General features: G+C 62.9%; 14 protein-coding genes. 6 read left to right on the top strand and 8 right to left on the bottom strand.

The window, feature by feature from the left end; all coding sequences use genetic code 11:
- Positions 1–35: 35 nt before the first annotated feature.
- From BMX04_RS01635 to chrA, 8 genes are all read right to left on the bottom strand, one after another.
- Positions 36–1457: a cryptochrome/photolyase family protein gene (locus tag BMX04_RS01635; protein ID WP_074784635.1), complete on the bottom strand. Its 1422-nt coding sequence runs from the start codon at positions 1455–1457 to the stop codon at positions 36–38.
- Between the two features lie 48 nt (positions 1458–1505).
- Positions 1506–2726, bottom strand: a complete 1221-nt coding sequence (locus BMX04_RS01630; RefSeq protein WP_074784633.1) for an aminotransferase class V-fold PLP-dependent enzyme — start codon at positions 2724–2726, stop codon at positions 1506–1508.
- 99 nt (positions 2727–2825) lie between these two features.
- Entirely contained in the window at positions 2826–4529 is a 1704-nt protein-coding gene (locus BMX04_RS01625; RefSeq protein ID WP_050662399.1) for a BCCT family transporter, read from the bottom strand.
- 289 nt (positions 4530–4818) lie between these two features.
- A complete protein-coding gene (locus BMX04_RS01620; RefSeq protein WP_050662400.1) occupies positions 4819–5046 on the bottom strand; it encodes a ribbon-helix-helix domain-containing protein in 228 nt (75 codons plus the stop codon).
- 82 nt (positions 5047–5128) lie between these two features.
- Positions 5129–5311, bottom strand: coding sequence for a DUF4169 family protein (locus tag BMX04_RS01615; protein WP_074784631.1), 183 nt, complete (start codon positions 5309–5311; stop codon positions 5129–5131).
- A complete protein-coding gene (gene fumC, locus BMX04_RS01610) occupies positions 5308–6699 on the bottom strand; it encodes a class II fumarate hydratase (RefSeq protein ID WP_074784629.1) in 1392 nt (463 codons plus the stop codon). Before fumC ends, BMX04_RS01615 begins: the two co-directional genes overlap by 4 nt.
- 101 nt (positions 6700–6800) lie before the next feature.
- Positions 6801–7256, bottom strand: coding sequence for an SspB family protein (locus BMX04_RS01605; protein ID WP_050662403.1), 456 nt, complete (start codon positions 7254–7256; stop codon positions 6801–6803).
- Between the two features lie 73 nt (positions 7257–7329).
- A complete protein-coding gene (gene chrA, locus BMX04_RS01600) occupies positions 7330–8577 on the bottom strand; it encodes a chromate efflux transporter (RefSeq protein WP_074784627.1) in 1248 nt (415 codons plus the stop codon).
- Between the two features lie 62 nt (positions 8578–8639).
- Between chrA and BMX04_RS18975 the strand changes: the two genes are divergently transcribed.
- From BMX04_RS18975 to BMX04_RS01570, 6 genes are all read left to right on the top strand, one after another.
- Positions 8640–9056 (top strand): hypothetical protein, encoded by a 417-nt coding sequence (locus tag BMX04_RS18975; protein WP_139194461.1) that lies wholly within the window; start codon positions 8640–8642, stop codon positions 9054–9056.
- Complete coding sequence (locus BMX04_RS19595) at positions 9056–10978, top strand: AAA family ATPase (protein ID WP_244888449.1); 1923 nt, start codon at positions 9056–9058, stop codon at positions 10976–10978. The genes BMX04_RS18975 and BMX04_RS19595 overlap by 1 nt, the downstream gene beginning before the upstream one ends.
- Before the next feature lie 253 nt (positions 10979–11231).
- Complete coding sequence (locus BMX04_RS01585) at positions 11232–12746, top strand: terminase TerL endonuclease subunit (protein WP_074784623.1); 1515 nt, start codon at positions 11232–11234, stop codon at positions 12744–12746.
- The gene (locus BMX04_RS01580) at positions 12737–13072 is read left to right on the top strand and encodes a hypothetical protein (protein WP_074784621.1); all 336 of its coding nucleotides are present in this window, start codon (positions 12737–12739) and stop codon (positions 13070–13072) included. Before BMX04_RS01585 ends, BMX04_RS01580 begins: the two co-directional genes overlap by 10 nt.
- Positions 13069–13419: an HNH endonuclease gene (locus BMX04_RS01575; RefSeq protein WP_074784620.1), complete on the top strand. Its 351-nt coding sequence runs from the start codon at positions 13069–13071 to the stop codon at positions 13417–13419. The genes BMX04_RS01580 and BMX04_RS01575 overlap by 4 nt, the downstream gene beginning before the upstream one ends.
- The gene (locus BMX04_RS01570) at positions 13406–14659 is read left to right on the top strand and encodes a phage major capsid protein (RefSeq protein ID WP_074784619.1); all 1254 of its coding nucleotides are present in this window, start codon (positions 13406–13408) and stop codon (positions 14657–14659) included. The genes BMX04_RS01575 and BMX04_RS01570 overlap by 14 nt, the downstream gene beginning before the upstream one ends.
- Positions 14660–14720: the final 61 nt, after the last annotated feature.

Genomic DNA, 14720 nt, shown 5'->3' with positions numbered 1-14720 from the left:
GTAGAGCAAGATTTTTCAACTGTGGCGATGCCCATTCAAAACACCCGTGCTTGATAGGCGGCCAGCGCACGTTCGCGCCCCTCTTTCAGCCCCACCACCGGGGCCGGATAGCGATCCTGCGGCGACAGACCCCAGGCACGCGGGATCGCATCAAAGTAGGACAGCGCCGTCTCGCTCGGGCTGCGCGTACCTTCCGCGATCCAGCGGCGGATATAGGCACCTTCGGGATCGAACTTGTGCAGCTGCGTTTCAGGGTTGAAGACCCGGAAATAGGGCGCCGCATCCGGCCCGCAACCCGCCGCCCATTGCCAGCCCATGGCATTCGAGGCCGGATCCCAGTCGGTCAGGCAATCGGCGAACCACTCAAGGCCGATCTTCCAGTGGGTCATCAGATGCTTGGTCAGGTACGACGCCACGATCATCCGGGCGCGGTTATGCATGGTGCCGGTCACATACATCTCGCGCATCGCGGCATCGACAAAGGGCACGCCGGTGCGCCCCTGTTTCCAGGCGATCACCTCGGGGCGCGCCGCATCCTCGTTCCACGGAAACGCATCCCATTCCTCACGCCAGTTGCCGCTCGCGATGCGGGGCGTGTGATAGATCAGGTGATAGGCAAACTCGCGCCACACGAGCTCCTTCAGCCATGTCTCGGCCCCGCCCCTGCCCTCATGCAACGCGCGCAAACCGGCATGCCAGCACTGGCGCGCCGATATCTCGCCATAGGTCAGGTTCTCGGACAGGCCCGAGGTGCCGGGCTTGGCGGGCAGATCGCGGTCTGTGGCATAATCGGCAATCGTTCCGCCAACAAAGGCCCCAAGCCTCCCCTGCGCTGCCGCCTCGCCCACGCATTGATGCGGCAGGCAAACCTCGGCCCCGCGCTGCATGGCGGCCCCAAGGTTCCAATCCTCCAGACGCTCACTTTCAGGCCATGCCTCGGGTGCGGGAATGCGCTGTGGCGTGCTCTCGGGCGCGGGCACATCGCGATCCTTCACCGCGCGCCACATCGGGGTATAGACCTTGTAGAACCCACCCTGCTGCGTCTCGACCGTCCAGGGCTCGAACAGCAGATGCGCGTTGTGGCTCTCGGCCTCGATGCCACGCTCTTTCAGCGCGAATTTGATCGCACTGTCGCGGGCAATCGCCTCGGGGTCATATAACCGGGACCAATGCACCGCCGCTGCCCCCGTTTCCTTGATCAGGTCGAGCAGCACATCGCACGCGTCGCCGCTGCGCAGGATTAAACGGCTGCCCTTCGCCGTCAGCGAGTCCGCGAGGTCACCAAGGGAACGCCCAAGCCGCCATTTCGGGGCCGAGCCAAGCTGCGCAACGCTGTCATCGTGAATGAACACGACAATGACAGGCCCGCCCCGCGCGCAGGCCGCCGTCAAGGCAGGGTTGTCGCTCAGCCGCAAATCACGGCGGAGCCATACGATACTCGGTGTTATGTCGGTCATCCCCTGCCCCGGTGTTTCAGTGTCTTACGCAAGGCCGCCGGGGCCGGATCAAAGAATATCGTCGAGCGCGGTCAGAAGCTTATCCACCTCCGCGCGCGCCGTGTAATGCACAAAGCTGAGCCGCAGCACGCCCTTCTCGGTATCCACGCCCATGGCCTGCAGCGGCCGCACCGCGTAGAAATCGCCGCCCCCCGCCATGATGCCACGCGCAGCAAGATTCGCCGCCGCCTCGGCCCCCGGCCGATTGAGGGCAACGGCCACGGTCGGGGCCTTGGCCGCAGCATCGGTCGGCCCGATCAGGCGCACGGAATTGCGGTCCTTCAGATAATCGAGCAGCGGCTGCAACAGCGCCGTTTCATGCGCGCGCATCAGGTCATGCACGCCCGCATTACGCGCATCCGCCTCGCCCTCGATCCCGTGATGCGCCGCAAGCGCGTCGATGTAATCGGCCATGCCGGCGCTTGCCGCGATCTGCGCGTGATCGGGGCCTGCCGGGGTGAACCGCTTGTAGAGCGCATCGGCGTTGAAATAATGCGCCTGATTGGGCAGCAGGTTGCCCAACTCGCGGCGCATCACCATGATCCCCTGATGCGGCCCGTAGGTCTTGTAGGCCGAAAAGAGATAGATATCAGGGCCCATGCCGCCCACATCCGGCAGACCGTGCGGCGCATAACTCACCCCATCGACGCAGACAAACGCCCCCGCCGCATGGGCCAGCGCGGTGATTTCCACCACCGGGTTGATCGCCCCCACCACGTTCGAGCAATGCGGAAAACACACCAGCCGCACACGCTCATCCAGCAGGCTCTCCAGATCGGCGGGATCGAGCAATCCGCTATCCGGGTCGATCCGCCACTCGCGCAGCTCGAACCCCTCATCGGCCAGCCGCCGCCACGGCCCGGAATTGGCCTCGTGATCCTGATTGGTGACGATGATCGCATCGCCCGGTTCCATCCATTGCCGGAACGCCTGCGCCAGAACATAGGTGTTCTGCGTGGTCGAGGGGCCAAAGCTGACCTCGTCGGTGGCCACCCCCATCATTGCCGCCAGCCGCTGCCGCGCCTCGTCCATCTCTTCACCGGCCAGACGGCTGGCCTCGTATGGGCCATAGGGCTGCACTTTGCGCTGCCGGTAATACCGCTCCAGCCGGGCAATCACCGGCGCACAGGTATAAGACCCGCCCGCATTCTCGAAAAACGCCTGGCCCGTCAGCGATGGCTCCGAAAATGCCGGAAACTGCGCGCGCACGAATTCATTGTCCAGTATCACGACCCCAAGTCCCCCATCATGATGTCGGCATAGCAAATAGCAAAGCCCCCCGGGGTGCAACACCCGGGGGGCCTCTCATTGGGTTAGGTCAGGCTTGGGTCAGCGCTTCTCGGACGCCAGCCCCTTCCAGATCGCGTAGCACATCACCAGAAGCACCAGCGTGAACGGCAGACCCGTCGAGATCACCGCCGATTGCAGCGCCGCAAGGCCACCGCCGATCAGCAGCACAACCGCGACCGCGCCCTCGAAGATGCACCAGAACACACGCTGTGCGACCGGTGCGTCGACCTTGCCGCCCGCCGTGATCGTGTCGATCACGAGCGACCCGGAGTCCGACGAGGTGACGAAGAACACGATCACCAGGATGATCCCGATCACCGAGGTGATCGTCGCCAGAGGCAGTTCCGCAAGCATCTTGAACAGCTTGAGTTCAAGCGCCGCATCCTGCGCCCCGGTATAGCCATCGGCCACCACCTGATTGAGCGCGGTGCCCCCAAAGACCGTCATCCAAAGGATGCAGACCGTCGTCGGGATGATCAGCACGCAGATGATGAACTCGCGCACGGTGCGACCGCGGCTGACGCGCGCGATGAACATGCCCACGAAGGGCGACCAGGAGATCCACCAGGCCCAGTAGAACGACGTCCAGCCCTGCATGAAGTTGGTATCTTCGCGCCCGAACGGGTTGCTCAGCGCAACGACATTCTGGAGATAGGCCCAGATGCTGTCGAAGAACAGCGTCAGCAGGAAGATCGGCCCGCCCACGAAGAACACGAACAAGAGCAGGATCGCGGCCAGCCCCATGTTGATCTCCGAGAGCACCTTGACGCCACCGTCAAGGCCACGCACGACCGAAACCAGCGCGACAGCCGTGATCGCCGAAATCAGGATCACCAGCAGAAGCGGGTTGTTGGCCACGCCCGACTCGTCGCTATTGCCATAGGTGATGCCCATGAAGGACCGTGTGCCCTCTGCCGCGTCACCCGACCCGAAGAGGAAGGTCAGACCCGAGGCCGTCTGTTCCGCACCAAAGCCGAGCGAGGTCGCCAGACCGAAGAGCGTGGCAAACACCGCCAGCGTGTCGATGATGTGGCCCGACCAGCCCCAGACACGCTCGCCCAGAAGCGGGTAGAACGCCGAGCGCAGCGTCAGCGGCAGGCCTTTATTGTAGGAGAACAGCGCAAGTGCCAGCGCCACCACGGCATAGATCGCCCAAGGGTGCAGACCCCAGTGAAAGATCGTCGCCGCCATGCCAAGCCGCTGTGCCGCCGCCTCATCACCGCCTGCTGCACCCAGAGGTGCCCAGTCGGTGCGCGCGCCGTCTTCCATCGCGGTGCCGCCGAGAGACGACGAGAAGTGGCTCATCGGCTCCGAGACACCGAAGAACAACAGGCCGATACCCATGCCCGCCGCAAACAGCATCGCGAACCAGCCGACATAGCTATAGTCAGGCGTGGCCTCCGTACCGCCCAGCCGGATCGAGCCATAGGGCGTCACGATCAGCAGCAGGCAGAAGATCACGAAGATATTCGCGGCCCCGAGGAAGAACCAGTCAAAGCCCTTGGTCACCGCCGAAAAGAGCCAGCTGAACACGCTCGACGCCTGCTCCGGCAAGGCCAGCGTGTAGAACACGAAGGCCACGACCGCGAGGCCCGAGATCATGAAGACGGGGTTGTGAATGTCGAGGCCGAACGGCCCGATCCTGGTCGTGATGTTGTCCTGACCGATTTCGTAATCGGTCTCGATGATATCCGAGTGGCCTTCCGGCTCCGGGATACCCTGGTTGGTTGTTTCGTCGGCCATTGAGGCCCTCCCTTGTCCCTTTGCCATGTCGCGTAACACACCCCGATCACCCCTTTCACAGGCGGGCGCGGGCGCACGCGGCGCGCTGGCATTTTCAGCATTCAGAACCGGAAGGCACTCTTACCCGGGACGTCTTCAGGTGAAGGCCCCCGATCCCATTCGCCTGTTGAGGGTAACAAGCCCGGTTGCGTAAACGCAACCAATCAGCGGAGGATTGGGTGTGAAAAGCGACACTTTGAAAGGTGTCGATTGCTAAGACCGACCCGGATTCTTTCGCTCAGGGCGAGTTTCAACCGGTATTTTTCGCGCGATAGTGGCGCAGGACATGCACCCGGATCGCCGAGGCAAGCCCCGCCTCGATGCCGCGCTCCGCGTCGATCCGCGCGGCCAGAGCGTTCAGCGCGATGCCCTCCTCGGCCGCGATCTCGCGAAATGCGCGCCAGAACTCCTCCTCCAGCGAGACGCTGGTGCGATGGCCGCGCAGGGTCAGCGAATGCTTGACCGGGCGCGCACTCATGGCCGACCGTGCCAGGGGGCGCTGCCCCCATCGCCGCAGGCGGCGATTCCCCCGGAATATTTGTCGCAAGATGAACCCTGCATCAGTCTTTGTCCCGGCGGTGAAGGTCAAGGATGCTGCGCGCCTGTTCGGCTTGCGTCTCTTCAAGGGTCTTCTGCGCCTTGGTGCGCCCGAAGCGCGTGGCGTTCTCGTCGGCGCGGGCTTTGTTCACAGCCCGCGCCTTATCCTTGCGCACCCGGTTCAGATTGACCGGCCTGTCGCTCATTTCGGGCCGATCATGTCTTCGGGGCGCACCACGCGGTCAAAGGTCTCCGCATCCACAAAGCCGAGCGCGATCGCCTCTTCCTTCAGCGTGGTGCCGTTCTTGTGCGCGGTCTTGGCGACCTTGGTGGCATTGTCATAGCCGATGGTGGGCGCGAGCGCCGTCACCAGCATCAGCGACTCCGTCATCAGCTTCTCAATGCGCGGCTCGTTGGCTTCGATGCCCATCAGCATCCGCTCGGTAAAACTGTCGGTGGCATCGCCCAGAAGCTGTATGGATTGCAACAGGTTATAGGCCATCATCGGGTTGTAGACGTTGAGCTCAAAATGCCCCTGGGAGCCTGCGAACTTGATCGCCGCGTCATTGCCCATGACATGGGCCGCAACTTGCGTCAGCGCCTCGGCCTGCGTCGGGTTGACCTTGCCGGGCATGATGCTGCTGCCCGGCTCGTTCTCTGGCAGGATCAATTCGCCCAGACCCGAGCGCGGCCCGCTCCCCAGAAACCGGATATCATTGGCGATCTTGTAGCAAGAGCCCGCCACCGTGGCGAGCGCCCCCGACAGGAACACCATCGCGTCATGCGCCGCGAGCGCCTCGAACTTGTTGGGGGCTGTCACGAAGGGCAAGCCCGTGATCTCGGCCATGTTGGCCGCGACCGTCTCGCCCCAGCCATGCGCGGTGTTGAGTCCGGTGCCCACGGCGGTGCCGCCCTGCGCCAACTCGTAAATGCCGGGCATGCAGGCCTGCACCCGCGCGATCCCCTGCCGGACCTGGTGCGTGTAGCCCGAAAACTCCTGCCCCAGCGTCAGCGGCGTGGCGTCCTGCGTATGGGTGCGGCCGATCTTGATGATATCCTTGAACTCGGCGGACTTGGATTCGAGCCCCGACGCCAGCTTGTCCAGCCCCGGCAGCAGCACATCACGCACGCTCATCGCGGTGGCGATATGCATGGCCGTGGGGAAGGTGTCGTTCGAGGACTGCCCCATGTTGCAGTGATCGTTGGGATGCACCGGGTCCTTCGAGCCGATCTCGCCACCAAGGATCTCGATCGCGCGGTTGGCGATCACCTCGTTGGAATTCATGTTGGATTGCGTGCCAGACCCCGTCTGCCAAACCACCAGCGGGAAATTGTCGTCGAACTTGCCCTCGATCACCTCGCCCGCCGCCTGAATGATCGCATCCGCGAGCCGCACATCGAGCTTGCCTGACGCCTTGTTGGCCTGCGCGCAGGCCTGCTTGATCACACCAAGGGCGCGCACGATGGCCACCGGCTGCTTCTCCCAGCCGATCGGGAAATTCATGATCGAGCGCTGTGTCTGCGCGCCCCAGTATTTATCGGCGGGCACTTCGAGAGGGCCGAAACTGTCGGATTCGGTGCGGGTGGCGGTCATTGCGGGATCTCCTTGACGGTTTGCCCCGTTCATAGCGAAGCCGGGCAAAAGATCAATACTGTATACAATGGAATACCGGTGAGCGCAGCGACGACCCCGCCCTATTTCCGAAAGCTGTCCAGACTGACCACATCCGCCTCGGTGGGCGTGTCGTCCTCGGCCTCCAGATCGTCGGCATCCTCCTCGTCGCCGTCGTCCTCAACCTCCTGCGTCTCGAAGCGCAGGCCAAATTCCACCGACGGATCGACAAAGGTCTGGATCGCGTCATAGGGCACATAGAGCCGCTCCGGCGCATCGCCGAAATTCAGCGTGACGCTGAACCCGTCATCCGTCACCTCCAGCCCGTCATACCAATGCTGCATGACCACCGTCATCTCGGACGGGTAGCGGTCGCGCAACCAATCGGCGAGTTCCGCCTTGGGGTGGGTGGTATCAAACGTGATGAAGAAGTGATGCGCGCCGGGCAGCCCGTTCATCTGCACGTCGGTCAGAACCTCCTGAATGAGGCCACGCATGGCGCGATGCATCAGGTTTCCGTAATCGATCGAGCGCGACATTCTTTACCTCGGGAGAGTTACAAGGATCAGCATAGGGGATTCGGGACAAAACAAAAGACCCGCAATGTGCCCCTCAGATCAATAGATGCCACGCCCCCGCGAGCACCGCAAGCAGCGCCAGAACCCGGACCATCGACAGCCGCGCGCCCAGCAACAGCGCCGCCGCCAGCAGCACGAAACCAAGGCTGAGCGGGCTGAATGTCCCCCAATCCGGCACCGGGCCAAACGCCGTCTCGCGCACCCGGCCAAACAGCACATGCAGCGCGAACCAGACCGAAAGGTTCAGGATCACACCCACCACGGCCGCCGAAATCCCGGCCAAGGCCCCCTTGAGGCGGGGCCTTGCCAGGATCTGCTCGATATAGGGCGCACCAGTGAATATCCATAGAAAACAGGGCGTAAACGTAACCCACAGCGTCAGCAGCGCCGCCAGCACGGCCATGCCCACCCCGCCCTGCGCATAGCCCGCCAGCAGGCCCACAAACTCGGTCACCAAGATCAGCGGCCCCGGCGTCGTCTCCGCCAGCCCGAGCGCGTCGATCATCTGCGCCGTGCTCAACCAGCCCTTGGTCACCACCACCGTCTCGGTCATATAGGCCAGCACCGCATAGGCCCCGCCAAAGGTCACCACCGCCAGCTTGCTGAAAAAGAGCGCCAGATCGGTCAGGAACGTGGCCCCCGCCGCCCACGCCACCAGCACCGGCGCGGCCCAGAGCGCGCCCCAGGTGGCAACGGTCATCAGCGTGCCGCGCAGGGGCACGGCGGGCGCGGGGATGGCTGTCTCGGCCTCTCCGCGCGCGCTCAGATACCCCCAGAGCGCCGCCGCAGCGATGATGATGGGAAAGGGCACCGACAGCACGAACATCGCCACAAAGGCGAGCCCGGCCAGACCCCAGCTTGCCCGGTCCTGCAGTGATTTGCGGGCGAGGTTCAAAAGCGCCTGCAACACAATCGCCACCACGGCCGCCTTGATCCCGACAAACAGCGCCTGCACCAGCGGCACCCCGCCATAGAGCGCATAGCCCAGCCCGAGCGCCAGGATCACCAGCGCGCCCGGCACCACGAACAACAGCCCCGCGATCAGCCCCCCCGGCACACCCCGCAGCCGCCAGCCCGCATAGGTCGCCAGCTGCATCGCCTCCGGGCCCGGCAGCAGCATGCAGAACGACAGCGCGCCAAGGAATTGCCGCTCCTCCAGCCAGCCTCGACGCTCCACCAGTTCGGCATGCATCATCGAAATCTGCGCCGCCGGCCCGCCAAAGGACAAAAGGCCGATGCGCAGGAAACTGCGGAAAATCTCGGAGAGGGGCGGCGCGCTCATGCCGGTTTGTGACCCGCACGTCCGCCTTGCGCAAGTCAAAGTTCCATGACGCGTAGCACGATATGATAAGGGGAAAGTGCAGGCTTCCGCAGCATTCGCAAGGTTCCGTTGGATATCAAGCGGATGCGATTTACAGCGGAAACCGGACAGAAGCCGAACAAGGCCAGAACGAAACATGTGACTGTAAAACCGTTCTGACCCCCAAGACAAAAGAAAACCCCGGCGCGCTGGCGGGCGCAACCGGGGTCAATAATGCTGTTCAAAACACTCCCCTGCACAATACGACACCCGGCATCATCATGCAAGGGCGGACGGTTATCGTCGACGAAAAGCCCGATGGCTGGCACATCGTTCTGATTGAAGATGACGTGTTCCATTTGCTGCGCGTCTTGGCCTACGGCGGACGCGGTATTGCTAGATTCCATGCTCAGGCGTTTGCCGACCATTACGGCGCTTCCTGCCCCGAGGGGGTGCGCTGATGAGGGACACTGTGAACGAAACCGGCCTGATCGAGCGCGTGGCGCTTGATCTGCTGGGCGAGCCGAACCACAGCCTGTCGTCGCCTGGCAACATGCGTTTCGGCACGCATGGCAGCATGTCGATCAAAAAGGCCGACGACACATGGTATGACCATGAGGCCAAGGACGGCGGCGGCGTTTTCGACTTTGTGGCCCGCGAGCAAGGCGGAACGCGGGCCGACGCGGCGCGGTGGTGTACAGAGCGGGGCCATATCGCGCCAGATAACGCCGGGACGTGGGATTACCGCGACGAACACGGGACGCTGCTCTACCGTGTCATCCGGTCTGAGCCAAAGAGATTCAAGCAACAGGCGGCGGATGGGTCATGGTCGATCAAAGGCGTGCGGCGCGTGCCGTATCGTCTGCCCGAATTGCGGGCGGCTGATCCGACATCTGTGGTTTACATCGTCGAGGGCGAGAAGGACGCGGATCGTCTGGCGGCTTTGGGGTTGGTGGCGACAACCAATTCAGGCGGCGCTGGAAAATGGCTTCCCGAATTTTCCGATCACCTCAAGGGACGGCGCGTCTGCATTCTGCCCGACAACGACGACGCGGGCCGAAACCATGCTGCACAGGTGGCGAATACGCTGGTGGCGCGTGGGATTGATCATCGTATCGTGGACCTGCCCAATCTGCCCGAGAAAGGCGACGTGTCCGATTGGCTGGATATGGGCGGCACACCGGCGGCGCTGATCCAGCTTTATGATGCGCCGCGAGGGCCGGGTGACGGCGACTGGCTGGCACGGATTCCACCGCGCGGATCATACGTCCCTGCCGGGATGACGCCCCTGCCAGCGTCCGGCCCGACAATCATTCAATCGGAACCAAATCGGGAAAGCCAATTCTATTCGGCTGCATCGCTCAACGGGAAAGCCGTCCCGGCCCGGCAATGGCTGGTGGACGGTCTTGTGCCTCAAAAGACGGTAACGCTGTTCAGCGGCGACGGGGGCACGGGCAAGAGCCTGCTGGCCCTGCAACTGGCGGTCGCGGTATCGACCGAGCGGGCATGGATCGGCAATCCGGTATCGAAAGGCCGGGTGATTTATATCAGCGCCGAAGACGACGACGACGAATTGCACCGTCGCGTTGACGATATTTTGCGGGCTGAGGGGTGCAGCTATAGCGCCCTGGCGGGCCTCACATTGCGTTCACTGGCGGGCGAGGATGCGCTCTTAGCTGTCGATAGCCAACTCGCCTTAATGAAGACGGCGCTGTTCGAGGAACTGGACGCGCGGGCGGCTGAGGATACCCCGGCGCTGATCGTGATCGACACCTTGGCAGACGTGTATCCCGCCAATGAGAACGACCGGGCCAAGGTGCGGCAATTCGTGGGCATCCTGCGCGGTCTGGCGCTCAAGCGTAATTGTGCCGTCATGCTACTTGCGCACCCGTCTTTGACCGGCCTCAACAGCGGCACGGGCACGTCAGGATCGACGGCATGGAACAACTCTGTGCGGTCGCGGCTCTATCTGTCTCGGATCAGTGACAACGGCTATGAGGCTGACCCGGACGCGCGGGTGCTGACCACGATGAAGGCCAATTATGGGCGCATCGGTGGTGAGATCAATGTCAGATGGCAGGCCGGTGTGTTCGTCGCTCAGGCGTGGCCCACGGGGTTTGAGGCGCTGGCAGTGGGTGCCAAGGGTGAGCGGGTATTCCTTCAGCTACTGGATCAGCACATCGAGACCGGTGTGCGCGTGTCGCAATCTGGCGGACGCAATTATGCGCCCAAGCTGTTCGCAGAGCATCCTGACAATGAGGGCTGCACCCAACGTGCATTCCGCACGGCCATGTCCAGCCTGTTCGCCCGCAAGACAATCACAATCAGTGAGGATGGCCCGCCGTCTAAGCGCCGTTCATTCATCATGAGGGCGGCACAATGACATATTTCCAACCCCCTGCCATAGTCGTTCCAACCCCGTTCCAACCCCCTGTTCTTACACAAAGCCATATAAAAGGGGGGGTTGGTAGCCCTTGGGGCGCTACCGCCCCTCTTGGTTCATTGCGTCACTGCGTCAGTAAATTACTGGAACGCATCCGTGCCGCGCCGTCGATGGTCCCAATGCCCCCTTTCAATAACCCCCGGGGGGTCGGGGGGCTGGGTCTTCATTCCACACACACGGCCCGGTGGCAGGAATGAAGCGGTCCACCCAAGTCAAGCGGTTCTGCAAGTCCCTGACGGTCCCCACGGGGCGGCTGGCAGGGCGTGCGGTCAAGCTGGCACCATATCAAAATCGTTTCATCGACGGGGCGTTCGCTGACGGGGTGAACGTGGCGTGCCTGTCCATCGGTCGCGGCAACGGCAAGTCGGCGGTCTCGGCCATGCTCTGCGCCGGTGAATTGCTGGGCGCATGGTCGGACGCGCCTGAGCGTGAGGTGATCATCGCGGCCCGAACTCAAGAGCAAGCAAAAATAGCTTGGAATTATTGCGCGTCATTTATCGCCACCCTGCCCGACGATGTGCAGAAGCGGATCACGATCCGGCGGCAACCCCGTTTTGAAATCCAGTATGACGACCACAACGGCCCGCACCTGATCAAGGCAATCTCTGCTGACGGCAAGTCTGCGCTTGGGTCCAGCCCGACGCTGGCGGTGCTGGATGAGCGCGGGCACTGGCCCATTGCCCAAGGGGACGAACTGGAAGCGGCGCTGTTGACGGGCCTTTCAAAGCGCGACGGCAAGGCGCTGATTATATCCACCAGTGCCAGCAATGACATGCACCCGTTCTCGCTGTGGCTGGATCGGGATGCACCCGGCGTCTACCGCCAAGAACACCGCCCGACACCGAACCTTCCTGTTGATGATGTGGACAGTCTGGCGATTGCCAACCCCGGTTCACGGCATGGCATCGGCCCGACGATGACGCGGTTGAAAGAGGACGCGGCGCTGGCCTTGGCCCGCGGTGGTTCCGCCCTGTCGCGGTTCCGGCTGCTGTCTCGCAATGAACGGGTGTCTGAGGACAACCGGGATGCACTGCTTGATTTGAACGAATGGCTGCAATGCGAAACCGACGATCTGCCACCCCGGCGCGGGCCGGTTGTGATCGGGCTGGATCAGGGCCAGTCGGCATCCATGAGCGCCGTGGCCTATCTCTGGCCAGACACGGGGCGGCTGGAAGCCTGGGGCGCGTTCGGCACGATCCCGACACTTGAGGCCCGTGGGCAGGCGGATGCTGTCGGTGATCTTTATTCGCAGATGCACAAGCGCGGCGAGCTGGCGTTGATGGGGCAGAAAACCGTCCCGCTGGCGCAATGGCTGCGCCGGGTTGTCGGTCACGTCGAGGGCGAGACGGTCGCGGCGATTGTCTGTGATCGGTTCAAACAATCCGAGATCGGTGACGCGCTGGCAGAGATCGGCAACCGCGCGCCGGTGATCTGGCGCGGCATGGGGTTCAAAGACGGCAGCGAAGACGTGGAGCGTTTCCGCCGCTTCATATTCGACGGCAACCTGCACGTTTCCGAAAGTCTGCTGTTGCGTCACGCCATAGGTGAGGCGGCGGTGTTCATTGATCCGGCCGGAAATTCCAAGATCGTCAAGGGCCGGTCGATGGGCCGGATCGACGCCGCTTGTGCCGCTGTCCTGGCGGTTGCTGAGGGCGCGCGGATCATGGGCAGGCCACAACATAAAGGAGGGCGCATCGCATGGGGATGACTTCAACGGCCACGCGGCTGATTGCCCGGTTCGGGCAGGCGGCAACACTTACAAAACCGGGCGCACCATCCGGCCCGCCATGGGCACCTGTTCCCGGTGCGCCGGTTAATCATTCCGTGACAGTCGCGGTGACGAATTACACGATTGAGGAAATTGCCGGTCTGTCCATCGCGGGCGATGACCTGCGGGTGTTCATGACGGCGGGTGTTGCCCCGAACACGTCCGACACGCTGACAATCGGCGGGGTCAACTATGGCATCCACCGCGTCGGCGTCCTGGGGCCGGATGGCGTTGTGATTTGCTACGAATTGCAGGTGCGGCGATGAGCAAGCTGCGCAACGAATACAAGCGGCATAGCGCCAAGGTGACGCGCGGCCCGCGTTGGAAGGCCCTGCGGATGCAGGCGCTTGACCGTGACGGCTGGGCCTGTGTCCAGTGTGGCACACGTCACTGGCTGGAATGTGATCACGTTCTGCCGGTCAAGACACACCCTGAACTGTCTTACACCCTGTCAAATTTACAGATGCTTTGCGGTGCCTGCCATGCCCGCAAAACCCGAATTGAGGTGGGGCATACGCCTCTAACCCCAAAACGCCAGCAATGGCGTGACCTGCTGCGCGAAATGCAGCGTAACCCCCACGAGCATAAGGAAAACAATCATGCTGACTTCTAAGAAACTGGAACTTCGCCGGTCTGAAATCCGTCAAAACCTGTCGGAACTGGCGAACATCGAAACCCCGTCTGCGGATGAAACCCGCAAAATGACTGATCTGGATACAGAGTATCGGGCCAAAGAGGTGCAGTATCGCGCTGCACTGGTGTCTGAGGACGAACAACGCACCGAAGCCAAAGGCGAACTCGAAACCCGTTCCGAAAAAGAGTGGAATGAGGTCATGTCCGGTTTCGAGATGCGCCAAGTCGCGCTGTCTCTGGACGAAGGCCGTGCCCTGTCTGGCCAGACGGCGGAGATCGTCACGGAACTGCGGTCGCAAGGCGGCTATCGCGGCATTCCCGTGCCCTACGCGGCGCTTGAAACCCGTGCGGGCGAAACCATTGCCAGCGGCACCCCTGATCCGATTGTTACCCGTCCCCTGATCGAGCGTTTGTTCCCGGCGTCTGTCGCGGCGCAGATGGGCGTCCAGATGATCAATATCGGCACCGGCGGACAGGAAACCCCTGTCACCACGTCGGCAATCTCTGCGGGTTGGCAGGCAACCGAACTGGCCAACGTGCCCGGGCCGTCTGCCTACACGACGCTGGACCGCCCGTTGAAGCCTGATCACACGTTGGGCATCCAGATGCGGATCAGCCGCAAGACGCTGCTGCAATCCGGCGCTGCTCTTGAGCAAGCCATTCGCCGCGACATGGCGGGCGCGATGCAACAAGAGATGGATCGTGCCATTTTCAACGGCTCGGGGTCCAGCGGCGAGCCTACCGGCGTCTTCACCGGCGCGGCGGCTTGGGGCATTGCTGAAACCGATCTGAGCGCAGCGGCGTCCTGGGCGGCTATCCGCACTGAGGTTGTGGCGTTCATGACGGCCAATGCGGCAACCGGTCCCGGCGCGGTGCGCCTGTTAATCCGTCCTGAGGTCTGGGACGCGATGGATGGCGCGTTCATCAGCGGCACGGCAGTGACCGAGTGGGAGCGGCTGACGAAATACATCAGCACGGTTGTCATGTCGCACAACGCCTTGCCTGCCCCGGCTGGTGATCCGCTGGAAAGCAAGGCGCTGCTGACAACCTCTGCGGGCGGTGTTGCGCCGGTGTTCGTGGGCCTGTGGGGGGCGGTCGATCTGATCCGTGACCCGTATGCAGATGCGCAATCCGGTGGCCTGCGCCTGACTGCATTGTCCACCATGGACACCACAATCAGCCGCGCGGTTCAAACCCGCGTCCTGACAGGTATCCAGTAATGCTCTGGGGCGGTCATAGCGGCGGTCTGGAATTACGCAAACGGGCATCCGGCGCATTGGC

The sequence above is a fragment of the Roseovarius tolerans genome, assembly GCF_900109855.1.
Lineage (GTDB): Bacteria > Pseudomonadota > Alphaproteobacteria > Rhodobacterales > Rhodobacteraceae > Roseovarius > Roseovarius tolerans.
Note: the sequence above shows the minus strand (reverse complement) of the source record. Positions and strands in the feature narration are given on the sequence as shown.